The organism is Bacillus sp. 11C (assembly GCF_055486375.1).
Window position 1 is genome coordinate 175,948 of record NZ_JBUPVZ010000009.1, and the last position, 23,464, is coordinate 199,411.

Below are 23,464 nucleotides of genomic sequence, written 5' to 3' on the forward strand. Positions count from 1 at the left end.
CATTCTCATATATGAATGATTGTAAATGAAATTCATTCTCAATGTCAAAGAAAGAGCACGGCCGAATAGAACCTCCGCCGCATCGCTATTCTTTCAAGCCAGTTTGCATCGGGTCCCATCGGGTAGTCCGCCGCCATATCGAAGCCAACCTTCTCCGCCAAAATTTGCTTCGTCTTCTGCGGTCTTCAACATATACAGTTGGATCATAGGGAAACCTCTCATTTGAAAGATCGTTATACGATACCTGTTACCAGATGAACAACATAAAAAATCAGCCGGCAAAACCGGCTGATTTTTCGACTAATACGAGCAGCTTACAACATCTATCAAATTTGTGTCTAAGGCGAAATAAATCCAGCGCCGCCGGTAAGAATCCCAATAAAAGCCGCCGACGGATCTTCTGCCAAGGATAATTGGGTAGAACCAGAATGAGCTGCCGTTCGTTAACCAAACATAGGTAAACCGGAAGAGGCATGGCTGAATGGCAACGGGCTCAACTAAATAAGTGCCTGCTTGAGCGCTCTGCGGCTTTTTCGGTTTCGCCGGCTTTTTTGAAGGCGGGGGACCCTGCGGCGCGCCGCCGATACCTGGCACAGCACCGCCGCCAATGCCAGGAACTGAGCCGCCGCCAATACCTGGCACAGCACCGCCGCCAATGCCGGGAACTGAGCCGCCGCCGATACCTGGCACAGCGCCGCCGCCAATGCCAGACCATGGATAACCATCTGGATAACGGTATTCATATTCAAAAACAGGCCAAGGTTCATAAAAATGCCCGGCAAACATATAAGGATCAGTATAATACATGTGATAACGTCCTTTCTCATTGTAAACTGTACATCTGCAGTTTATGCATGCGGACTTAGATTGGTGCATTCGCCTATGGATAAAACTGGAATGCTCTCCAGGAGCAGAATCATATCATTTTTCCCTAGTCCCATTCACAATTCCGATTTATACTTTTATAATAAAAGAGCTTCTACTATGAAAAAGGAGACAGACCGTGAATATCGATCAATTATTATATCAATATATCATAGACAACACTGCGGATATTACTGAGAAATGGTTCAGTTTACGATGTCAGCTGAAAGGTGAGCTATATTCCGCCGACAATTTAAGTGAAGAAATGAAAAAGCAGTTAACCGAGCAGCATACGTTTACCAATATCACAATCGCAAGCGCGTTTTTGGAGGATCAAACCGAGTTTCAAAAAAATCTGGCAAAATGGGCGCTAACCGTTGCGAAAAACAGGGTAGAGCAAGATGTTCAGGTGCATGAGGTTGTAGAAGCCATCTCAAACTCCAGAGTCTCATTCTGGGGCGCAGTCGTTTCGTTTATAAAAGAGAATCGGGATATCGTCACAAATCAGGATGCCGACCGATGGAACCGGATTGTGAATCAGTCGTTTGATAAGCTGATTATTGAGTTTTCCGAGCAGTATCAAAAATTTATGCTGCTGAGGCTCACGTCTCAGCAGGAACTGATTTCTGAGCTGGGTTGTCCGGTGATTTCCATTGCGGATGGAATCGGGATATTGCCGCTTATCGGCTCGATTGATACAAAACGGGCACAGGTCATTTTAGAAACAGTGCCGGTCAGCTGTATCGAGAGAAAAATCACAAGCCTTGTCGTTGATCTTTCGGGTGTTCCGATTGTGGATACCATGGTGGCGCAGCAGCTGTACAACCTGTCAAAAACACTTTTCTTACTAGGCGTAAAAGCTGTATTTTCAGGGATTCGCCCGGATGTGGCCCAGACATCGATTCAATTGGGGCTTGATTTCAGTGAATACGAAACGTACGGCACGCTGAAGCAGGCATTAGAAAACATGGGCGTCCGCTGTATTGTGGAGCAATTAGAAGAAAACAAATAGGAAGTTGTTCAGGCATATGATTGTCCGCCAACGGATGATCATATGCCTTTTGGCTTTCAAAATCAACCATTGATCCGAAAGGAGTGAAAAAATCATCAGCCCGATGGAGGCGCTCGATTTTGGCAATGTTACAGCATAATTCTCTAAATTCGAATCAAAAGCACCGTTTTTCGCTGAAAAGGAAAGAAGGAAGTCTTGGCGTAAAGGTGTTTGGTTTCTTTAAATTTTCCTTAAAACACATACATATTTCATCCAATTTTTATATAATAGACCTTTAAGATCATTTTTTAGGAGGATTTTTGACATGCAAGCTACAGTTCACGAGAGTAAGCAATCGATCATGCAACGCATTTTGACAGTCTTTGTCTTCACACTGCTGATCGCGACTGTCGGTCTTTTTATCGGCCAATTTGTTCCTGCCGCTTTGATGCTGCCGCTTTCTATTCTTGAAGTGGGAATGATTATTCTGGCCTTCTGGATGCGCAGAAAAAAAGCGGTAGGGTATGCGTTTGTATATACATTCGCGTTTGTTTCCGGCATTACCTTATTTCCGATCGTCAGCCACTACGCTTCCATCGCCGGCGCCTATGTCGTGCTTGAAGCCTTTGGTTCTACATTTGTCATTTTTGCTGTTCTGGGCACAATCGGCGCGAAAATGAAGAAGGATTTATCCTTCCTGTCGTCATTTCTGCTGGTTGCCGTGCTCGCACTTGTAGCGGTCGGCATTTTCAACATTTTCAGTCCGTTAAACTCAGCGGCGATGATGGCGTATTCCGTGATCGGAACCATCGTCTTTTCCCTTTACATTTTGTATGATTTGAACCAAATCAAACACCGCCATATTACGGAAGACTTAATTCCGGTTATGGCATTATCGCTGTACCTTGACTTTATCAATCTATTCATCAACCTGCTTCGCTTCTTCGGCATTTTGAGCAGCGACGATTAATCAGAGAGCGCCTGTCATTGATTGGCGCTTTTTCCATACATCAAAAAGGCAGGTGAAGTGATGATGAAAAAACAACTAGGCGCTTATGTCTCCTTGGCAGCAGCCATGGCAATCGTCGGCAGCTCTGTCGTCGTCGGCAAGCTGATGGTCGAGCGCATTCCGGTCTTTCTATCCTCGGGGCTGCGTTTTTTGCTGGCTGCTATCGTATTGCTGACGCTGCTGTTTTGCATTGAAAAAGGGTTTCCGGCTTTGACGAAAAAAGATGTGCTTGTATTGCTGGTGCAATCATTCACAGGCGTGTTTTTGTTCAGTATTTGCCTGCTGTATGGGGTTCAATATACGACTGGAACGGAAAGCGGCATTTTGACAAGCACAACACCGATGGTAATCGCTATTTTATCCTTTTTCCTGCTGAGAGAAAAAATAGAGAAAAAGACGTTGATCGGCATTTTTCTGGCTGTTTGCGGCGTGATGGCGATTAATCTGTTTGGAACAGGGAGCCAAGACGGGACGCCGCACGCCTTATTTGGCAACATGCTGATCATTGCTGCAGTCATAGGCGAAGCGTTGTTTACATTGATGGCCAAGCTGCTGTCTCCGCATATTTCGGCATTGGCGATTTCAACCTTCGTATCGCTCTTCGGCTTCCTGTTTTTTCTCCCGTTTGCTTTGGTTGAGGCCTCTTCATTTGACTTCAGCGTTCCGTCAGTTTTGGAGTGGTCGTATGTGCTGTATTACGCGCTTTTTGTCACCGTTTTGGCGTTTTACTTATGGTATAGCGGAGTGACGAAGGTGCCAGCGGGAGTGTCGGGTATTTTCACATCCGTTCTTCCAGTCTCCGCTGTCATTTTGTCAGGTGTGATATTGAAGGAGCCGTTTGAGCTAGTGCATCTGATCGGCATTGTATGTGTCATCAGCGGCATATTTGTTACGGTCATAAAGAAAAAACAGCCGGATACGTATCCGGCTTCAAAAGAAAAGACGCTGTAGCCTGTCCGGTCGGACGGGTTTTTTTAGTCTTTAAACACGCTCAGTTTTTCAAAAAGATCACCCAGCATCTTCACAAACATGTCTTTTTCCTCGTCGCTGTAGTTTTCCATCACCTTGGAAATTTTGCTGAAATGGCCGGGCAGAAATTGTTCCAGCCGTTCTTTTCCTTCCTTTGTCAGTTCAATGCTGATTTTTCGTTTATCCTCTGTGTGATGCCTGCGGCTGACAAACCCGTCCCTTGCCAGTCCGTCCAGAAGGCCTGTAATCGTTGCTTTCGTGACGTTTGATTGCTTGGCAAGCTCTGTCGGACTTAACGTGTGGTCCTTGGCATCAAAAAGCAGCATCAGGATTTTGAATTTTCCTTCAGACAGCCCGCTGCCCGCGAAGTAATGTTCCATGACATGATTCATTTTTTTAGAGATATCAAAAAGAGATAAAAACAATTCAAGTGAGGCGGCGTCTATATGGGCATACGTCTCGGCGTGTTCTGTTATATGCTTATATTTCGGTAAATGTTTTAATTCCATCACAATAAGCTCCCGTACATTCGTTGTGACACGATTATATAGGAGGAAAAATCATAACGCAACTTGGCTTGGAGATGATTGACAGATTTTCTTGGGGCATAGTAAGGTAATATGGTTAGGTGCCTAACTACATATATAGAGCTGAAAAGGTGGTTATTCATATGAAACATATTTTGATAGCGGGAGGCGGAATCGGCGGATTGTCAGCGGCAATTTCCCTCGGGAAAGCAGGGTTTTCCGTTACCTTGTGTGAAGCTGCTTCAGAAAACCGCAAAACAGGTGCGGGAATTCTCCAGCCGCAAAACGCACTGGCCGTCTTGAAAGAATTGGGCGTATTCGAAGAGTGCTGTAAGCATGGGTTTCAAACAGAATGGTTTAAAACGTTTGATGCACACGGGAATTTGCTGTTTCAAGTCAGTGAATCCTTTTTAGATGCCACACTTCCGGGACGCAATAATATCCTGCGAAAAACGTTAAATGACATACTCATTAAGCATGCTAAGGCAACGAGTGTAGACATTAAGTGGGGGAAAAAGGTTGTTGCCTATGAAGAAACGACTCGATCGGTCACTGCCATATGTGAAGACGGAGAAAAGATTGAGGCTGACATTCTGGCAGGCTTTGACGGCATTCATTCTGCTGTTCGCGGCAACATGCTGCAAAAGGAAACAGAAAAAGAACACCTCGGCATGGGGGCGTGGCGCTTTTACATTGAGCTTCCCGATTACACATTTAAGGACGCAACATTCATGTATAGAAACGGAGACACACAAATTGGCGTCGTTCCATTGGCGGAACACGCCGGCTATGTCTTCGTCCTCCAGCCTTGCGCAAGCGATTACTGGGATAAGGAAGATACCCGATTTGATAGAGTGAGAGAGATTCTTTCTGGCTTTCCGGGGCTGGATTTTGTCACGAAGCATATGTCAAAAGAGCACCCTATTATGTTTAACAAGCTGGAGCAGGTCGCAGTACAGGACCCGTGGTACAAAGGCCGTGTCGTCATCGGAGGAGACGCCGCCCACGCCGGAGCGCCGACCTTGGCACAAGGAGCGGCAATGGCCATCGAGGATGCGATCGTCCTCGCCGAAGAACTCAAAAACAACGCCGACCACGAAACCGCATTTCAGGCGTACTACGAAAGAAGAGCCCCAAGAGCGCTCAAAGTCCAGAACCTATCCTCAGAAATCGTCCGCCGCGGGCTGAAAGGAGAGCCGGGAGCGGAAGAGTTGATTGGGGAGTGCTCTGCGGTGTTGAGGGAAGGGTATTAGAATTGTCATACGTTTGCCACTTATAGATGAACACAGTATTTATTTATACATTAGTAGTGCTGTGGAATTATAATCTTAGGAAGGGGAAATTTGTATGCCGTGTAATACTTATTATGCAGATTATGTGCTAAAAATTTGTACAGATGCCGATTCTTATTCAGAGAGGGCAACATCTATTGATTGTGTAGCATCATATGGTGGAGGTTCAATTGCGACATTTGACTACTCAATGAGAGTAGAAGTGTGGAATGGTCATGATTGGGTTGTAAATGAAGTGAAAAAGGGTTACTTTAGTCACTCAACGCCGGCAAAGGTGTTTAAGTTGAAAAATCAGAAGTCATTAAAAAAGGGGAAAAATAGTGCCAGAGTAAGACTTATAGCCACTGATAGAGCCTCTGGAGCAAAATTTAACATTAAAACCCCAGCTTTTATAGTCAAACGATAAAGTATAACGCTGCCTGCATTTTTAATGCTGGCAGCGTTATACTAAAATATTCAGTATTTCTAACTTTTAAAGTATTAAACAAATATTATTAACGGCCTTTTTTAATAGATCTTTGATAGAAAATGTTTTCTTTAAATGATTTGATAGATTTATATCATTGCTGTTCTGTGTTCCTCCGTATCCGCTCAATCACCTCATGCAGCCCCTCAGGCTTATAAAACTCCACCGGGGAACTGCCCTTCTCAAACGAAATCGTCTCGGCTTCAATCAGCGCGACATAGCGCCCGTTCACTTTTGCGAGATGAATCGACTCGCCAAAATCAGCTAGCAATCCCTTAATCTCGGTATCTCCGACTTTCATTTTCAGCTGGGCTTCCGGTGTGTGCTCGATGATTTGGGCGGAGGCTTCGATGACCTGATGGGTGTCGAGGCGCTCTTGGATTTCGCGTTTTTCGCTTGCTTCCCAAATTTCGATGTCTTGTTCAAATTGCTTCAGCTCTTCGCTGTTGTCTTCAAAAGTCTCGTAGACGTGCTCCTGCACCATGTTCATGACCTGGTTTTTCATAATTTCCGGCATTGATTCGCCGTACTCGACGAATTTGAGAAAGTCCTCGAAATAGCGGGCGTGCGAGGATTGGTGGATTTTCAGCTCGCCTTCCTCGATCATTCCTTCCTCCGGCATGTACGGGTATTGGATGCTTTTCATGTTTTTTGTCGTAATCGCCATTTCGACTTTTTTAATGAGAGAAGACGCGTCTGAAATGCGAGCGACTTTCGGCTCGAAATCACATTTCATAATAAAGACAAACGACTCGTCGAAGTATTTTCTCGGAACGGCCGAAGCCACAAGGAACACGCCGCCGCGGACCGCGCTCGTGTCGAGGTACGTGCGGACGAACTGCTCGCTCAGCTCGTTAAAGTCTTCTTTTGTTTCCGCCAGGCGCGCCCGGTTGAACATGTTGTAGTTCGGGTTGGAATCAAGCTCGTGGCCGGGTTCGACGATAAAATGGCCGATTTTCGTCGGCACCTGCTCAGACTGCGGATGGCGGTCGGCTTTCCGTTTGACGATTTTTTTCAGTTCTCCGTCTAGAAAGTCCTTCAGCTCGCTTTCTTCAAATTCAACCGTATCAAGGGTTTGGAAGTGCTTGAACTGCTTGTTCGCCTGCTCATCCTTGCCTTCCACCTGTATGACATAAAAGGATAAAAATCGAATTTCAAAATCCATAAATGAACTCACCTTATTCGCGTATTGTACAGCTTCTCAAGTATAGAAAAAACGATGTTCATACGTCAATCAGAGGAATGGAATAATCATCACCATGAAAGGGAAATGTAGTCAAATAGAAGGCATTTCATACGGAAAGGAATGGTTCGATGAAGGAAACAAGTCCGATTCCTCAGCCGAAGACGTTTGGGCCGCTTGGCAACCTGCCTTTAATTGATAAAGACAAACCGACGATTTCGCTGATCAAACTGGCGGAAGAGCAGGGCCCAATTTTTCAAATGCACACACCTGCGGGCACGACCATTGTGGTGTCCGGTCATGAATTGGTGAAGGAGGTTTGTGATGAAGAGCGATTTGATAAAAGCATTGAAGGCGCCTTGGAGAAGGTTCGCGCGTTTTCGGGTGACGGATTGTTTACAAGCTGGACGCATGAGCCTAACTGGAGAAAAGCGCACAACATTCTGATGCCGACGTTCAGCCAGCGGGCCATGAAGGATTATCATGAAAAAATGGTCGATATCGCTGTTCAGCTCATCCAAAAGTGGGCCAGGCTCAATCCGAATGAAGCAGTCGATGTCCCCGCTGATATGACGCGGCTGACGCTGGACACGATTGGGCTGTGCGGATTTAACTATCGCTTTAACAGCTACTACAGAGAAACGCCCCATCCGTTTATCAACAGCATGACGCGCGCGCTTGATGAAGCGATGCACCAGATGCAGCGGCTTGATTTTCAAGATAAGCTCATGGTGAGGACAAAGCGACAATTTCATCATGATATTCAAACGATGTTTTCGTTAGTCGACAGCATTATTGCGGAGCGCAAGGCGGATGGGGATCAGGATGAAAAAGATTTGCTCGCCCGCATGCTGAAGGTGGAAGACCCTGAGACCGGAGAAAAGCTTGACGATGAAAATATCCGTTTTCAAATCATTACGTTTTTAATTGCAGGGCACGAAACAACGAGCGGCCTGTTATCCTTTGCGATCTACTTTTTATTGAATCATCCCGACAAACTGAAAAAGGCGTATGAAGAGGTCGACCGGGTGCTGACGGATGCAGCGCCGACCTACAAACAAGTGCTTGAGCAGAAATACATCCGGATGATTTTAAATGAATCCTTGCGTTTATGGCCAACAGCCCCGGCTTTCAGCCTTTATCCAAAGGAAGACACAGTCATTGGCGGAAAGTACCCGATTACGACGAAAGACAGAATTTCTGTGCTGATTCCGCAGCTTCACCGAGATCGAGACGCTTGGGGAGAGGATGCCGAGGAATTCCGTCCAGAACGGTTCGAACAGCAGGACCAAGTGCCCCATCATGCGTACAAACCGTTCGGAAATGGACAGCGGGCCTGTATCGGCATGCAGTTTGCCCTTCATGAAGCCACACTTGTGCTGGGCATGATATTAAAATATTTCACGTTGATTGATCATGAGAATTATGAGCTTGATATCAAGCAAACCTTGACACTCAAGCCGGGCGATTTTCGTATCAGGGTTCAAACACGGAACCATGAAGCCATTCATGCCGACGTCCCGGCAGCTGACAAGGCGGCGTCTGATGAGCAAAAAAAAGAGAAAGCGGAAGCAAGGGGCGCATCGGTCATCGGCCTCAACAACCGGCCGCTTCTCGTTCTGTATGGCTCTGATACCGGCACCGCGGAAGGCGTCGCCCGGGAGCTTGCCGATACAGCCAGTCTTCACGGCGTAAGAACTGAAGTGGCGCCTCTGAATGACCAGATTGGAAAGCTCCCGAAAGATGGAGCGGTAGTCATTGTGACCTCTTCCTATAACGGAAAACCGCCAAACAATGCGAGGCAGTTTGTGCAGTGGCTTCAAGAAATCAAACCGGGTGAGCTTGAGGGCGTCCGTTACGCGGTATTTGGCTGTGGTGATCATAACTGGGCGAGCACGTATCAGGCCGTGCCGAGATTCATTGATGAGCAGCTTGAGGAGAAAGGCGCGACTCGGTTTTCTGCGCGCGGAGAGGGTGATGTAAGCGGTGATTTTGAAGGGCAGCTTGACGAGTGGAAAAAAAGCATGTGGGCGGACGCCATCAAAGCATTCGGACTGGAGCTTAATGAAAACGCCGATAAGGAACGAAGCACGCTGAGTCTCCAGTTTGTCAGAGAGCTTGGAGAGTCCCCGCTGGCCCGATCGTACGAAGCGGTTCACGCATTCATCGCCGAAAATCGTGAACTCCAGTCCGCGGACAGCGATCGCAGCACTCGCCATATCGAAATCGCATTGCCGCCGGAGGTTGAATATCGTGAGGGGGATCATCTTGGCGTATTGCCGAGGAACAGCCAAACCAATGTCAGCCGGATTCTTTACCGCTTCGGTCTGAAGGGAACCGACCAAGTGACACTGTCGGCAAGCGGGCGCAGTGCGGGGCATTTGCCTTTAGGCCGACCTGTCAGCCTGCAAGACCTTCTTAGCTACAGCGTCGAGGTGCAGGAAGCCGCCACTAGGGCGCAAATCCGGGAGCTGGCGGCGTTTACTGTCTGTCCGCCTCATAAACGCGAATTGGAAGAACTGGCGGCAGAGGGTGTCTACCAGGAACACATATTGAAAAAACGGATTTCCATGCTAGATCTGCTTGAACAATATGAAGCGTGCGACATGCCGTTTGAACGATTTTTAGAGCTTTTACGGCCATTAAAACCAAGATATTACTCGATTTCTAGCTCGCCAAGGGTGAATCCGGAGCAAGCATCCATTACAGTCGGTGTTGTGCGCGGTCCTGCATGGAGCGGCCTTGGCGAGTACAGGGGCGTGGCTTCAAATGACTTAACTGAGCGCCATACGGGTGATGATGTCGTGATGTTTATCCGCACACCGGAATCCCGGTTTCAGCTTCCGGAAGACCCGGAAACCCCGATCATTATGGTCGGTCCGGGCACAGGGGTAGCGCCATTCCGCGGTTTTCTCCAAGCGCGCGCAGCTATAAAGCGAGAGGGAAAAACGCTCGGCGAAGCTCATCTCTATTTTGGATGCAGGAACGATCGTGATTTTATTTACCGGGATGAGCTTGAGCAGTTTGAAAAAGACGGAATCGCCACTGTCCACACAGCCTTTTCCAGAAAAGAAGGCATGCCGAAAACGTATGTTCAGCATCTCATGGCTGATCATGCAGAAACATTAATTTCAATTCTTGATCGCGGAGGCAGGCTCTACGTATGCGGCGACGGCAGCAAAATGGCCCCAGATGTGGAGGCCGCACTGCAAAAAGCGTATCAGGCTGTTCATGGCACCGGCGAACAAGAATCGCAAAACTGGCTGAAACATCTGCAGGATACGGGCGCGTATGCTAAAGATGTCTGGTCAGGGATATAGATCATGAAGACTGGAGACATCCAGTCTTTTTTCGCCCTTGTAAAAAAATTGTGATCGCGCATACAATCACCACAGCCCGTATGAAGGGCGGGCTGTCCGTAAGACCTATTTTTCGTTTTTGCTAGTTTATGTTATTCTTATACTCGGTATCTATTTCTTTTTTAAAAGGCACACATGGCAAAAGAAGTCTTTTTTATTTCCGAGAAAAAATGTGAAACGAAACGAAGGCTTCGTTCGTCCAATGGTTGGTCTGAAATAGGTGCAATAAAAATGGTATGGTGCAAAACATAAATATTCCGGTCTTACCGCGGTGTATTTATTTGTTGTGTGATGCCTTGATTTTGTTTGGAAAGAAGGAATTGGAAGACAGGATAAAGAGCAGGTAAATATGAATAAAGACTTAAAGTGTTTAAGAAAGTAGAGGTTGCTATGAAGAAACTTTTCTCTTACAAACTTAGCTTTTTTGTGCTGGCTGTTATACTGTTTTGGGCAAAAACGTATTTATCCTACAAGGCAGAGTTTAACCTAGGGGTAAAAGGCACAACCCAGGAGATCCTCCTGGTATTTAACCCGTTCTCAAGCGCTGTCTTCTTTTTAGGACTGGCTTTGCTTGCGAAAGGGCGCAAATCAGCCATTATCATGCTGATAATCGATTTTGTGATGACATTTGTGTTATACGCGAATATTTTATTCTATCGTTTCTTTGACGATTTCTTGACGTTCCCGAACATTAAACAGTCCGGCAACGTCGGAAACATGGGGGACGGGATTTTCAGCATCATGGCCGCTCATGATATTTTCTATTTCTTAGATATTATGATTTTGATTGCGGTATTGATCTGGAGACCTGAATTAAAAGAATACAAAATGAAAAAACGCTTTGCGTCTTTGGTGATCCTTTCCGGGGTCGCACTGTTTTTCATCAACCTGCACTATGCGGAAAAAGACCGCCCGCAGCTGCTGACAAGAACGTTTGACCGCAATTATATCGTGAAATATTTAGGTCTTTACAATTACACCATTTATGACGGTGTGCAGACGGCTCAAACGGAATCGCAAAGAGCCTACGCGAGCAGCGATGATTTAACAAGTGTCGAGAATTACACGACGTCTCATTATGCGAAACCGAATGCCGAGTACTTCGGTTCTGCCAAAGGCAAAAACATTATTAAGATTCACCTGGAAAGCTTCCAGACATTCCTGATTGATTATAAGCTGAACGGTGAAGAGGTGACGCCTTTCTTAAATAAACTCGCACACGGCGCAGAAGATATGATGTATTTTGATAACTTTTTCCATCAGACCGGCCAGGGAAAAACATCCGATGCCGAGCTGACAATGGACAACTCCATCTTCGGCCTTCCTGAAGGCTCCGCGTTTGTGACGAAGGGCGAAAACACATACCAGTCGCTTCCGGCGATTTTAGACCAGAAGGAAGGCTACACAAGCGCTGTTATGCATGGTGACTACAAATCATTCTGGAACCGTGACCAGGTTTATAAACATATTGGGTATGACGAGTTCTTCGACGCAAGCAGTTATGACATGTCTGAAGAAAACCTCGTGAATATGGGACTCAAGGATAAGCCGTTCTTTACAGAATCGATTCCAAAACTTGAATCTCTTAAACAGCCGTTTTACGCGCATTTGATTACGTTGACACACCATTATCCGTTTAACCTGGATGAAAAAGATGCAACCATTAAGAAAGCGACAACGGGTGATAAAACAGTTGATAATTACTTCCAGACAGCCCGTTACCTTGACGAGTCGCTTGAGCAATTCTTCAAGGAACTGAAGGAAGCCGGCCTTTATGACAATTCAGTCATTATGCTTTACGGTGACCATAACGGTATTTCTGAAAACCATAACCGCGCGATGAAAGAGATTCTCGGAAAAGAAATTACAGATTACCAAAACGCGCAGAACCAGCGCGTGCCTCTGATGATCCGCGTGCCTGGCAAAAAAGGCGGAGTGAACCATACGTATGGCGGCGAAATTGACGTTATGCCGACACTTCTGCACTTGCAAGGTATTGATTCGCAGAAATATATCAACTTCGGCACTGATTTATTGTCTAAAGACCACGATGATACAGTGGCGTTCAGAAACGGCGACTTCGTGACGCCGAAGTACACATCAGTCGACAATATCATTTACGATACGAAGACAGGTGAAAAACTGGAAGCGAATGAAGAAACGAAGAATCTGAAAACAAGAGTGAGCCAGCAGCTGAGCCTTTCAGACAGTGTCCTGTACAAAGACTTGCTGAGATTCCACAAACTGAGTGATTTCAAAGCCGTTGATCCATCTGACTATCATTACGGCAAGGAAAAAGAAATCAAATAAGACGAGAAAGAGCCTTGAGCGGGCACATTGCCTTCGTTCAAGGCTCTTTTTTTGGTTACATAACCAACTTGAAAAAAATAGATTCCATTTGGTCACCAAGGCCGGCTTTCTCTCATATCATTACAGTAGAATTTGAAACCGGTATTGAAGTGGACAAATTATCGGGGAAACGCCTTGGTAGATTGTAAAGATTACCAGGTTTCGAACTCAATATTCATAGAGATGAGGGGTAGAGATGAAAGCGGTCATTCTCTGCGGCGGAAAAGGAACGAGAATGAGTGAAGTCACGAACGACATTCCTAAACCGCTCGCCATGATAGGCGGCAAACCGATTCTATGGCATATTATGAAAATCTATCAGTACTACGGAGTAAACGAGTTTATTCTGCTTTTGGGCTATAAAGGAGAAAAAATCAAAGAATACTTTCTCAATTATGAATGGAAGCACAACAGCCTGACTCTCGACAGCTCTACGGGAGAGGTGCAGATGCTGGGGCAGCCTGAAACGTGGAAAATTACGTTTTTGGAGACAGGGGAAGACACGCTGACAGCCGGAAGAATTTTGCAGGCAAAAGACTATATCGGCGATGAAACGTTTCTGCTCACCTATGGGGACGGGCTGGCCAATATCAATCTTTTCCATCTCATCAGCTATCATCAGGCAAAAGGTGCTGCCGCGACTGTCACCGGCATTGACAAAGTCTCGCAGTTCGGCACCTTGACGGTTGAAGACGGCATGGCGAAAACATTTTCTGAGAAAACATCGAGTGACGGAATCATCAACGGCGGATTTTTTGTTCTCAGTCCCAAGGTTTTCGATTATTTGCCGAAGGACGGGAACATGATGTTCGAAGATGAACCGCTGAAGAACCTTGCCAAAGACGGAGAACTTGCCGTGTACCGCCATTACGGATTTTGGACGGCCATCGATACGTATAAAAATCTCTTAGAAGTCAACAAACTGTGGGATCAAGGACAACAAGTATGGAAGGTATGGTGAACTGATTTGAGTTTCTGGAAAAATAAAAACGTATTTGTCACGGGGTGTACAGGTCTTTTAGGAAGCTATTTGGTGAAAGAATTGATCGAACAGGGCGCCAACGTGACGGGGCTTGTCAGAGATCATGTGCCGCAATCCAATCTTTATCAGGGAGAACATATCAAGAAAATGAACATCGTGCGGGGCTCTCTTGAAGACTTGCCTGTGATTGAACGCGCGCTTGGCGAGTATGAAATTGACACAGTCTTTCACCTCGCCGCACAAGCGATTGTCGGCGTGGCAAACCGCAACCCGATTTCCACGTTTGAAGCGAATATCCTTGGTACGTGGAATGTTCTCGAAGCCTGCCGGAAGCACCCATTAATCAAGCGGGTCATTGTCGCTTCAAGTGATAAAGCTTACGGCGACCAAGAGAACCTTCCGTACGATGAAAATATGCCGCTGCAAGGCAAACATCCGTACGACGTCTCGAAAAGCTGCGCAGATCTGATCAGCCACACGTATTATCACACATACGGGGTTCCGGTCTGCATCACGCGCTGCGGAAACCTGTACGGCGGCGGAGATTTGAACTTCAACCGCATCATTCCGCAAACGATTCAGCTTGTGCTGAACGGGGAAGCGCCGGAAATCCGCAGCGACGGCACATTTGTCCGCGACTACTTTTATATCGAAGATGCCGTTCAGGCTTATTTGCTTCTGGCAGAAAAAATGGAAGAAAACAATCTTGCCGGAGAGGCCTTTAACTTCAGCAATGAGATTCAGCTGACCGTACTTGAACTGGTTGAAAAAATATTGAAGAAAATGAGCAGCAGCCTGAAGCCAAAGGTGCTGAATCAGGGAAGTAATGAAATCAAACATCAATATTTATCCGCGGAAAAAGCGAGAAAGCTGCTGCATTGGACACCGGTCTACACCATTGATGAGGGACTTGAAAAAACGATTGAGTGGTATACAGAATTCTTCAAAAAGTAATATGAAACGAGGTGAACATGACTGTGACCAGCGCATATTGCACCGTTTTATCAAAAGGGAGATTATATCAGGCAGTCGCCTTATTTAAGTCGTTGGAACAAGTTGATCCAAACAGCCCTATATTTACACTATGCATGGATGAAGATACGCACCGTGTCTTACAGAAACTGAAGATGAAGCAGCTGAACCTTGTGCCAGTGGCCGCGCTCGAAAATGAACGGCTTCTGAAGCTCAAGGAAACAAGAGATCAAAGCGAGTACTGCTGGACGATGAAGCCGATCTTCCTGCAAGCTGTGCTGAACAGCAATCCCGAGCTGGAGCGTGTGACGTATATTGACGGGGATCTCTTTTTCTATGCCGATCCATCGCCGATTTTTGAAAACCAGCCGGACTGCTCGGTGCTGCTTTCACGGGGTGATATCGTCATCCCTTCCTTCGAAAAAGAGCAGATTGTCATGCTGCAGCGCCTTTTAGGCAGATATAACTCCGGCTTTATCAGCTTCAAGCGTGATGATGACGGCACGGACTGCTTGGAATGGTGGAAGGAACGCTGTCTTGAGGAGTGCAAAAATGCCCCGGGTGAAGGGAAATTCGGTGATCAAGGCTATTTGGATTATATGTCTGGGCTGTTTTCGAACGTATGTGACATCACGACACCCGGTGTCAACGTCGGCCACTGGAACTACGGGCAGCATACGTTTTCCTGGGAGGATGGACGGATCGTGCTGGAGGATGGCAGCCCGCTGATTTTTTACCATTTCAGCGGATACCGAATCGTCAGCATCAATGAAATCAAACAGATTCATGAAACAACACGCACAGACCTGCCGTTTGTGCATGAGCTGTATCAAGAAACACTGCCGCATATCATTCAGCACATCAATACGTTAGACCCTGAATTTGACGGTTTTGCTTCAAAAGATGATAACAAATAAATGATTAAATACAGGAAGTGAAAATGAAGTGAAAGCAAGCGTTATTATTCCTGCATATAATTCAAAGGAGCGCCTCTATAACAGCCTTCTGTCATTAAACCAGCAGGAGTGCGATGAAGAATTTGAAGTCATTGTAGCAGACAATGGCTCTGAGGACGGGACGCTCCCGATGCTTGAGACATTTCAAGCAGATTTTCCGCTGATCTTTACACGGATTAAAGAAAACAGGGGCATTGCGTACGGACGAAATCAAGCGCTTCGCAATGCCAGAGGAGATATCCTGATTTTTCATGACAGCGATATGCTTGCGGCAAAGGATCTTGTGGCAAAGCATATTAAAGCCCATGAGAACGAAGAGAATCTTGTGGTGTGCGGTTTGTTTTGGAAACGGATCTACAGTTTTTATTATGAACGCTTTGAAGCTGAACATAAGAAACAGCTCGCAAAGCTCGTAGACGAAATGCCGAAGAAAGACAAACAAAAGCTGTTGAAGGAAGAGGACATCAAAAACGGAAGCTTTCTGGACAAAAGCTTCGACCTTGATACCGACTTTATTGACGTGCTCAAGCGGATTTTAGATGAGTACGGCGATGACCTGAAAGGCTACCATATGCCATGGCGCTTTTTTATCACGAATAATTCCTCTGTCAAACGCAAGCATGTGACTGACCTCGGTTTATTTGATGAAGGCATTGTACGGTACGGATTTGAGGATTATGACCTCGGAATCAGGCTTCATCAGGCCGGACTGACGTTCAGGCTGCATCGCGATATTGTCAGTGTTCATCAAGAGCACCCGAGCAATTGTAAGTCGGTAGACGATATTCGGGCAAATATTGCCTACATGTGCGATAAATACAACAACATCCGCTCCTTAGACGTTCATCTCGCTTTTAACGGGCCGTTCCCGCCTGACATGACGAACGGCATCATGGCTGATATTCAAAAGCTTTTGGAAGCTCGCAAATACGACATGTTGCTGAGTCTGTTTCTTGAGCTGCTTCATGTTGTCAAAGAACGCAACATTGATCCGGATTGGCAAAAGAAAGCCCCTAGGGTGACGGCGAAAAACTTTGATTTACAAACTGTCCGTAAGCTTCTGCCAAAAGCGAAGAAAAAGCTTGGCGTAAATGATTTCGCCAACGCGCTGTATGCGCTTGTCAACGATTTGCTGCACGTGGATCTTAGATAATTGGATGTGGTATGGTGAGTACATTTCATTTTTCAACAATAGTGTCAAGGACGCATATCTTTAAGCTCATGCCGATGATTCATTCGCTCCATGAGCATTGCGATGATTTTCATTTGTATGTGCTGTGTGTCGATCAAAAAGCGTATGAGTTGCTTCAGCACGTGCCATGGGAGCATGTGACCTTTGTGCAGCTGCATGAAATGGAAGACCCGGAGCTGCTGAAAGCGAAAAGCAATCGAACGTTTCACGAATATTGCTGGACATTAAAACCCGCTTTTTTGTTCCATGTTATGAGCAAATGGGATGATGCGGAATACTTTGCCCATATGGATACCGATCTGTTTTTCTTTTCTGATCCAGCATGTATTTTTGCCGAAAACCCAGCGGCTTCTCTATATTTGACTGATCACCGGAACTCGCCGCGGTTCATGTCCTACTATGAGCGGACCGGCCGCTTTAACACAGGCTTTGTCGGTGCCGCGAATACGAAAGAAGCATATGAAGCGGTGTGGCAGTGGAGACAGGACTGCATTGCATTTTGTACAGTAGAAATGAATACGGAACGCAAGACATACGGTGACCAAAGGTATGTGGAGAAGTGGCCGTCGCAGTATAAGGATGTGCATGTTGTCAAATCAATCGGGGCCAATACAGCGCTTTGGAATATCGAAAACTATAAGGTCGGGCAAAAGGACGGCCGCGTGTATGTCGATGAAACGCCGCTGGTGTTCTATCATTTCTCCGGGTTTACATTGGTGACGGAAAAAGAGTTTAATCTTTGCTGGTATTATCGGATTGAAGACGAAGCGGCAATTGAAATGATTTATATGCCGTATGTGTTAAACCTGAAAAGATGGATCGACGAAATACAGGCCGCGTTCCCGGACTTTGCGGACGGTTTTATTCCGAAGCACGCGGTGCCGGATACTCATTTTTTACAGCTAGATTAAAAACCCTGCCCAGCGGCAGGGTTTCTTTAGTGATGCCATTCTCTCAGCTTCTGATCGCTTGGCAATAGGAAGGCTAGGATGCCGAGCATAGGGAGAAAGGCGGTGGCAATCATCGTCGGGGTCAGTCCCGCGGCGTCAATCAGAGCGCCCAGCGCTACAGCGCCAATCGCGCCCATCCCGAAGGCGAGCCCGACAGTCAAACCGGACATTGTGCCGATTTTTCCGGGAACTAGCTCCTGTGCGTAGACAACCGTTACTGAAAAGCTCGACATCAGCACTAAGCCGATCAATGCGAGCACGCCATAGGCGAGCACAGGTCCTGCAAATGGAAGAAAAATCGCCAGCGGCGCCGAGCACAGAAGCGAACAGAGGATCACGAAGCGTTTTCCGAAACGATCTGCGAGCGGGCCGCCGACAAACGTGCCGATAGCGCCGAACAGCAAAAAGACAAAAATATAACTCTGCGCCTGCTGAATGCTTACGTGATATGTATCGATCGCGTAAAACGTGTAAAAGTTGCCGATCGCACTCATATACCAAGAACGCGCAAAAATGAGAAAGATAATCATGATAAGAGCAGAAATGACAGACTTGGTAATAGCCGTGTTTTCAGCTGTTTTCCTTTGTTTGCCTGACTTTTGGGCAAGGCTTCCGAGACGTGCGGCGTACCATTTCGCAATATACAGCAGAAACATAACAGCGAGCGCGGCCACAAGCGTGAACCAAACGGCGCCGAATTGTCCGAGCGGCACAAGAATCAGCGCGGTGATCAGAGGCGCCATCGCCTGGCCCGAGTTTCCGCCTACCTGATAGATCGATTGGGCGAGCCCGCGTTTTGTGCCGGCGGCCATATACGCCACACGGGAGCCTTCCGGATGGAAAATGGCCGAGCCTAATCCGATGAAAAACACACAGCATAAGATCGTTATGAATGAGGGGGCAAATGCAAGGCCCAAAATGCCGAGCATGCTGGCGGTCAGGCCGATTGGCAGCGCGTAAGGCAGCGGCCGTTTATCGGTATACCAGCCGACGACAGGCTGCATCACAGATGACACCATGTTTAATGTGAAAGCGATGATGCCGAGCTGTGTAAACGTCAGGCTCATGGAGCGTTCCAAAATAGGGAACATAGCCGGAATCACGGCTTGCAGCGAATCGTTGAGCATATGGCAGATTCCAATGATCACCAAAATCGGATACACCGTGGTGCCTGGTTTTTGAACGGTTTTTTCTTTTAACGGGGCGGCGATAGCCAATTGAGTCTCCTCCTTACATATATAACCAAAGCATACCACCATATTATTCATAAGGTGAAGAATTTATCAAGAGGTAAACAGACTCTTCTAAAAAGAAAAACATCAGCTTAATGAGCAGCTGACGTTATTTTTGATATGCAAAATGTGATACAGCTCTTCAAGCTTACGAATCTCATAAGTTGGCACTGTTTCTGACTTATTCGGCTTCATGTCAGGGTTAATCCAGCAAGTATCAAGCCCGGCGAGCTGTCCGCCTTTGATATCGGCAGTCAGCGAATCACCGATAATTAATGCGTGCTCTGCTGAAAATGAGGGAATCCGTTCAAACACGTAATCGAAATATTCCTTCATTGGCTTTTGGTAGCCTGTGTCTTCAGATACGAAAATATCTTTGAAAAACGGAAATAATCCTGAATCACGGAGACGCTTGTACTGCGTCTTAGACACGCCGTTTGTCACGATATATAAATCAAACTGATGCTGCAGGTTTGAGATGAGATCATAGGCGCCGTCAACAAGCTGATGCCCTTCTTCAAGAAAGCTACGGTATTTTTGCTCAAGCAAGGCGCCGTCCGCCTCATAACTGTATTCCTTGAACAAAGCGGCAAAACGGGTGTTCACGACTTCATCCCGTGTCATTTTTCCTTCTTCAAAGGCTCTCCAGAGACCTTGATTGATTGTTTTATACTGTGTCTTCATTTCATCTGTTAAAGGAATATTCTGATCTTCAAACAGCAAACGCAGCGCTAATGCTTCTGCCGCTCTAAAATCAAGGATGGTATCATCTACATCAAATAATAAAGTGCGGTATTGTTTCATCGGTTTGTCTCCCTTTCTGCATATGTCCTTCAAAGTATAGCACATAAAAAAAGGAAAAAGCCGGCTGGTGAGGCACCGCTGGCTGAAAAGAGATTATTTGTTTAATAAACTATGTTTTCTCGAATACAGGAAGTAAACCAGCGTTCCAACTGCGATCCAGATGGCAAATGAAAGCCATGTGACGCCGGGAAGGCTGTACATGAACCATAGGCAGATGCCAGCGCTGATAATTGGTACAACCGGAACGAACGGCACTCTGAAGGACGCTTTAATTTCCGGATGTTTTTTTCTTAATACGATGACAGCGATGGAAATGACCGTAAACGCGGCCAGCGTTCCCATGTTCACCAGATGAGCCAGCGTTCCGAGGTTGATAAAGCCGGCGATTCCCGCCGCAACGATACCTGTCAGCCATGTGTTGCGGAACGGGGTTTTAAACGACGGATGAACCTTTGCGAACAACCCAGGCAGAAGGCCGTCTCTGCTCATGGCAAATGTCAAGCGGACCTGAGCGTACAGCAAAGCGAGCATAACCGTCGTAATCCCGATAATGGCACCGACAGAAATAATTCCTGCAACAGCATCTTGGCCGACGAATTTAAGCGCAAAGGAAACCGGATCTCCGACATCCAATTTGGTATAAGGCATCATGCCTGTCAGCACAAGCGATACCGTGATGTATAGAACCGTACAGACGGCAAGAGCTGAAATAATGCCGACGGGCATGTTTTTTTGCGGGTTTTTCACTTCCTCTGAAGCGTTAGAAACCGCGTCAAATCCGAGATACGCGAAGAATACAGTTGCCGCGCTGACAATGACGCCTTTCATCCCGAACGGCATAAAAGGAGACCAGTTATCCGGTTTGACATAACCGATGCCGACAATAATGAACAATAAAATGATCCCGATTTTCATCAGCACGATGACGTTGTTAAACCGTGTGCTTTCTTTGACGCCTCGGCTGACAATCGCAGTGATGATGAGAATGATCACTGCGGCCGGAAGATTAAACACGGCGCCCGGCGTGCTCCCCGGCGCCCCTGCCAATGCAGCCGGAATATGAAGGTTGAAGCCGGCAAGCAGTGATTGAAAGTATGAAGACCAGCCGGTGGCAACAGCCGACAGCGCAATGACATACTCAAGCATGAGATCCCATCCGATCAAAAAGGCAAGCAGCTCTCCGAGTGTCACGTAGGAGTATGAGTACACGCTTCCCGAAATCGGAATCGAAGACGAAAACTCAGCATAGCAGAAGGCAGCGAGCGCGCAGGCGAGCCCCGCTAAAATAAACGATATGATGAGGGCGGGACCTGCGCCGGTCGCGGCCACTGTTCCTGTTATGACAAAAATCCCTGTACCGATGACACAACCGATACCGAGCAAGGTTAAATCAAATGCGCTTAACGTACGAGCAAGGCTTTTTGACTTGCTCTGCGCACTCAATGTTTCGAGCGTTTTTTTTCTAAATAATGAACTCATCAAAAGTTCCTCCTGGAAAATTCAAAATATTCTAATCATTATATCCAATTCTTGTTGTATTATATTGTCGAAATTTGGCGCAGTCAATAAAATATTTCTCTACTTTAAAAGATAGAAGCGAAAAAGCGTTGGTGTATCACAGGATAGTAATTTTTACTAATTAGATATTCAATTTTATGCAGGCTGAACCGATAGAAACAATAGATTCGCCCATATTTTGACTTGCGGTTAAAAAGGAGATGCTGACCATGTTTCAATATGAAGAGTTGAATAAACAGTTTATCGGCGGGAAATGGCAGGAAGGCAGCAGCCCAAATGTATTGGAAAACAAAAATCCTTATACTCAAAAAACATTCACAGCCTTCAAAAAAGCGACTGCTGACGATGTAGATGAAGCGTATCGGGCAGCGGCGCTGGCGAAGAAAAAATGGGATGCGGTGAATCCGTTCGAGAAAAGAACCATTTTAGAAAAAGCCGTCACGTATATTGAAGAGAACGAAGAAGCCATCATTTATTTAATTATGGAAGAGCTTGGCGGAACAAGGCTTAAAGCGGCCTTTGAAATCGGGCTTGTCAAAAACATCATGAAAGAAGCGGCAACGTTCCCTGTCCGTATGGAAGGGAAAATTCTTCCGTCAACAATAGACGGCAAGGAAAATAGATTATATCGCGTGCCGGCAGGTGTTGTCGGCGTCATCAGTCCATTTAACTTCCCATTCTTTTTATCTATGAAATCAGTGGCGCCCGCACTCGGAGCCGGCAATGGCGTCGTGTTAAAGCCGCATGAGGAAACTCCGATTTGCGGCGGTACGCTGATTGCAAAAATCTTTGAGAACGCGGGAATTCCAGAGGGGCTTCTGAATGTCGTTGTCACCGACATTGCAGAAATCGGAGACAGCTTTGTCGAACACCCCGTGCCGCGTATCATCTCATTTACAGGTTCTACGAAAGTCGGCAGCTACATCGGCCAGCTTGCGATGAAGCATTTTAAAAAGCCGCTTCTTGAACTCGGCGGCAACAGCGCCTTCATCGTGCTTGAGGATGCTGATATTGAATATGCGGTCAATGCGGCGGTGTTCAGCCGATTTACACACCAAGGGCAGATTTGCATGTCAGCCAACCGCGTGCTTGTTCATTCTTCTATTTATGACAAGTTCCTAGAGTTGTATCAGGCAAAAGTAGAATCGCTGAAAGTCGGCGACCCGATGGACCCTGACACGATTATCGGACCATTAATCAACAGCAGACAGACGGACGGGCTGATGAAATCTGTGGAGCAAGCGATTGAAGAAGGCGCTGTTCCAGTGAAACTTGGCGGATTTAACGGGACGATCGTGGAGCCGACGATCTTAAAAGACGTGAAACCGTTCATGAGCATCGCCAAGGAAGAGCTGTTCGGACCTGTCGTCTCCTTTATGAAGTTTGATTCAGAAGATGAAGCGGTGGATATCGCAAACGAAACCCCGTTTGGCTTGAGCGGTGCTGTACATACATCAAATCTTGAGCGCGGCGTGGCTTTTGCGAAGCGCGTTGAAACAGGCATGATTCATGTCAATGACACGACCATCAATGATGAACCGAATGTGGCCTTCGGCGGTGAAAAGCAATCCGGTCTCGGCCGTTTGAACGGAGAATGGAGCCTTGAAGAATTTACGACACTGAAATGGATCTCGGTCCAGCACGAAAAACGCAGCTTCCCTTATTAAGAAAAGGAGTGAATGGAATTGAGCATAAGAACGGAAAAAGAAACCGCAGACCTTCTGGACGCGTTTGTCAAAGTAGCCCCATATTTAAACAGCCTGATACAAGATGATATCACAATCGGCATTTACGATACGGAAAAACTGCTCGTGAATATACCGGCCAAAACTTTTTCTCTAAACGTAAA

General features: G+C 46.5%; 18 protein-coding genes and 1 pseudogene. 13 read left to right on the forward strand and 6 right to left on the reverse strand.

All coding sequences use genetic code 11. The features are described 5' to 3' along the window. Positions 1-300: 300 nt before the first annotated feature. The gene (locus ACY3LV_RS14310) at positions 301-807 is read right to left on the reverse strand and encodes a hypothetical protein (RefSeq protein ID WP_148963561.1); all 507 of its coding nucleotides are present in this window, start codon (positions 805-807) and stop codon (positions 301-303) included. 196 nt (positions 808-1,003) lie between these two features. Here ACY3LV_RS14310 and ACY3LV_RS14315 point away from each other — a divergent pair, with 196 nt between their 5' ends. From ACY3LV_RS14315 to ACY3LV_RS14325, 3 genes and pseudogenes are all read left to right on the forward strand, one after another. Then, entirely contained in the window at positions 1,004-1,876 is an 873-nt protein-coding gene (locus ACY3LV_RS14315) for an STAS domain-containing protein (RefSeq protein ID WP_148963562.1), read from the forward strand. 304 nt (positions 1,877-2,180) lie between these two features. Then, a complete protein-coding gene (locus tag ACY3LV_RS14320) occupies positions 2,181-2,825 on the forward strand; it encodes a Bax inhibitor-1/YccA family protein (RefSeq protein WP_087992502.1) in 645 nt (214 codons plus the stop codon). Next, positions 2,825-3,815: pseudogene (locus tag ACY3LV_RS14325) on the forward strand (DMT family transporter). The gene ACY3LV_RS14320 and the pseudogene ACY3LV_RS14325 overlap by 1 nt, the downstream one beginning before the upstream one ends. Before the next feature lie 23 nt (positions 3,816-3,838). Here the strand turns inward: ACY3LV_RS14325 and yetL are convergent. Continuing rightward, positions 3,839-4,342, reverse strand: coding sequence for a transcriptional regulator YetL (gene yetL / locus ACY3LV_RS14330; RefSeq protein ID WP_333561839.1), 504 nt, complete (start codon positions 4,340-4,342; stop codon positions 3,839-3,841). A 161-nt stretch (positions 4,343-4,503) separates the two neighbouring features. Between yetL and ACY3LV_RS14335 the strand changes: the two genes are divergently transcribed. Then, entirely contained in the window at positions 4,504-5,613 is a 1,110-nt protein-coding gene (locus ACY3LV_RS14335; RefSeq protein WP_464864021.1) for an FAD-dependent oxidoreductase, read from the forward strand. A gap of 94 nt (positions 5,614-5,707) precedes the next feature. Further along, positions 5,708-6,058 (forward strand): hypothetical protein, encoded by a 351-nt coding sequence (locus ACY3LV_RS14340; RefSeq protein WP_148963566.1) that lies wholly within the window; start codon positions 5,708-5,710, stop codon positions 6,056-6,058. A gap of 154 nt (positions 6,059-6,212) precedes the next feature. On the opposite strand, the gene ACY3LV_RS14345 is transcribed toward ACY3LV_RS14340, so the two are convergent. Continuing rightward, a complete protein-coding gene (locus ACY3LV_RS14345; RefSeq protein ID WP_148963567.1) occupies positions 6,213-7,283 on the reverse strand; it encodes a DUF3900 domain-containing protein in 1,071 nt (356 codons plus the stop codon). 149 nt (positions 7,284-7,432) lie between these two features. On the opposite strand from ACY3LV_RS14345, the gene ACY3LV_RS14350 reads away from it, so the two are divergent. The 7 genes from ACY3LV_RS14350 to ACY3LV_RS14380 all read left to right on the forward strand — a co-directional run bounded on the left by ACY3LV_RS14350 (position 7,433) and on the right by ACY3LV_RS14380 (position 18,022). Further along, entirely contained in the window at positions 7,433-10,621 is a 3,189-nt protein-coding gene (locus ACY3LV_RS14350) for a bifunctional cytochrome P450/NADPH--P450 reductase (protein ID WP_464864022.1), read from the forward strand. A gap of 429 nt (positions 10,622-11,050) precedes the next feature. Beyond that, complete coding sequence (ltaS1, locus tag ACY3LV_RS14355) at positions 11,051-12,970, forward strand: lipoteichoic acid synthase LtaS1 (RefSeq protein ID WP_087992506.1); 1,920 nt, start codon at positions 11,051-11,053, stop codon at positions 12,968-12,970. A 235-nt stretch (positions 12,971-13,205) separates the two neighbouring features. Continuing rightward, the gene (locus ACY3LV_RS14360; RefSeq protein ID WP_464864023.1) at positions 13,206-13,970 is read left to right on the forward strand and encodes a glucose-1-phosphate cytidylyltransferase; all 765 of its coding nucleotides are present in this window, start codon (positions 13,206-13,208) and stop codon (positions 13,968-13,970) included. Positions 13,971-13,976: 6 nt separating this feature from the next. Continuing rightward, positions 13,977-14,945, forward strand: a complete 969-nt coding sequence (locus ACY3LV_RS14365) for a GDP-mannose 4,6-dehydratase (RefSeq protein WP_148963571.1) — start codon at positions 13,977-13,979, stop codon at positions 14,943-14,945. A 23-nt stretch (positions 14,946-14,968) separates the two neighbouring features. Next, complete coding sequence (locus ACY3LV_RS14370) at positions 14,969-15,880, forward strand: putative nucleotide-diphospho-sugar transferase (protein WP_333561853.1); 912 nt, start codon at positions 14,969-14,971, stop codon at positions 15,878-15,880. Positions 15,881-15,908: 28 nt separating this feature from the next. Beyond that, a complete protein-coding gene (locus ACY3LV_RS14375; protein ID WP_333518725.1) occupies positions 15,909-17,072 on the forward strand; it encodes a glycosyltransferase family 2 protein in 1,164 nt (387 codons plus the stop codon). A 14-nt stretch (positions 17,073-17,086) separates the two neighbouring features. After that, complete coding sequence (locus tag ACY3LV_RS14380; RefSeq protein WP_333561844.1) at positions 17,087-18,022, forward strand: hypothetical protein; 936 nt, start codon at positions 17,087-17,089, stop codon at positions 18,020-18,022. Positions 18,023-18,048: 26 nt separating this feature from the next. Here the strand turns inward: ACY3LV_RS14380 and ACY3LV_RS14385 are convergent, their stop codons facing one another. From ACY3LV_RS14385 to ACY3LV_RS14395, 3 genes are all read right to left on the reverse strand, one after another. Then, positions 18,049-19,278 (reverse strand): MFS transporter, encoded by a 1,230-nt coding sequence (locus ACY3LV_RS14385; RefSeq protein ID WP_148963574.1) that lies wholly within the window; start codon positions 19,276-19,278, stop codon positions 18,049-18,051. Between the two features lie 102 nt (positions 19,279-19,380). After that, on the reverse strand, positions 19,381-20,097 hold the full coding sequence (locus ACY3LV_RS14390) for a YjjG family noncanonical pyrimidine nucleotidase (protein WP_333561845.1): 717 nt from the start codon (positions 20,095-20,097) through the stop codon (positions 19,381-19,383). 93 nt (positions 20,098-20,190) lie between these two features. Then, positions 20,191-21,576 carry an amino acid permease gene (locus ACY3LV_RS14395; RefSeq protein WP_087992514.1) on the reverse strand — a complete coding sequence of 462 codons (1,386 nt, stop codon included), beginning with the start codon at positions 21,574-21,576 and terminating at the stop codon, positions 20,191-20,193. Between the two features lie 248 nt (positions 21,577-21,824). On the opposite strand from ACY3LV_RS14395, the gene yfmT reads away from it, so the two are divergent. Further along, on the forward strand, positions 21,825-23,282 hold the full coding sequence (gene yfmT / locus ACY3LV_RS14400; RefSeq protein WP_333518720.1) for a benzaldehyde dehydrogenase: 1,458 nt from the start codon (positions 21,825-21,827) through the stop codon (positions 23,280-23,282). Positions 23,283-23,464: the final 182 nt, after the last annotated feature.

What these genes read in the sequence shown, in the direction of transcription:
- ACY3LV_RS14320 (WP_087992502.1), top strand. Translation starts at nt 2,181, where the DNA reads ATGCAAGCTACAGTTCACGAGAGTAAGCAATCGATCATGCAACGCATT.
- ltaS1 (WP_087992506.1), top strand. Translation starts at nt 11,051, where the DNA reads ATGAAGAAACTTTTCTCTTACAAACTTAGCTTTTTTGTGCTGGCTGTT.
- ACY3LV_RS14310 (WP_148963561.1), bottom strand. Translation starts at nt 807, where the DNA reads ATGTATTATACTGATCCTTATATGTTTGCCGGGCATTTTTATGAACCT.
- ACY3LV_RS14335 (WP_464864021.1), top strand. Translation starts at nt 4,504, where the DNA reads ATGAAACATATTTTGATAGCGGGAGGCGGAATCGGCGGATTGTCAGCG.
- yfmT (WP_333518720.1), top strand. Translation starts at nt 21,825, where the DNA reads ATGTTTCAATATGAAGAGTTGAATAAACAGTTTATCGGCGGGAAATGG.
- ACY3LV_RS14395 (WP_087992514.1), bottom strand. Translation starts at nt 21,576, where the DNA reads ATGAGTTCATTATTTAGAAAAAAAACGCTCGAAACATTGAGTGCGCAG.
- ACY3LV_RS14390 (WP_333561845.1), bottom strand. Translation starts at nt 20,097, where the DNA reads ATGAAACAATACCGCACTTTATTATTTGATGTAGATGATACCATCCTT.
- ACY3LV_RS14360 (WP_464864023.1), top strand. Translation starts at nt 13,206, where the DNA reads ATGAAAGCGGTCATTCTCTGCGGCGGAAAAGGAACGAGAATGAGTGAA.
- ACY3LV_RS14345 (WP_148963567.1), bottom strand. Translation starts at nt 7,283, where the DNA reads ATGGATTTTGAAATTCGATTTTTATCCTTTTATGTCATACAGGTGGAA.
- ACY3LV_RS14340 (WP_148963566.1), top strand. Translation starts at nt 5,708, where the DNA reads ATGCCGTGTAATACTTATTATGCAGATTATGTGCTAAAAATTTGTACA.
- yetL (WP_333561839.1), bottom strand. Translation starts at nt 4,342, where the DNA reads ATGGAATTAAAACATTTACCGAAATATAAGCATATAACAGAACACGCC.
- ACY3LV_RS14350 (WP_464864022.1), top strand. Translation starts at nt 7,433, where the DNA reads ATGAAGGAAACAAGTCCGATTCCTCAGCCGAAGACGTTTGGGCCGCTT.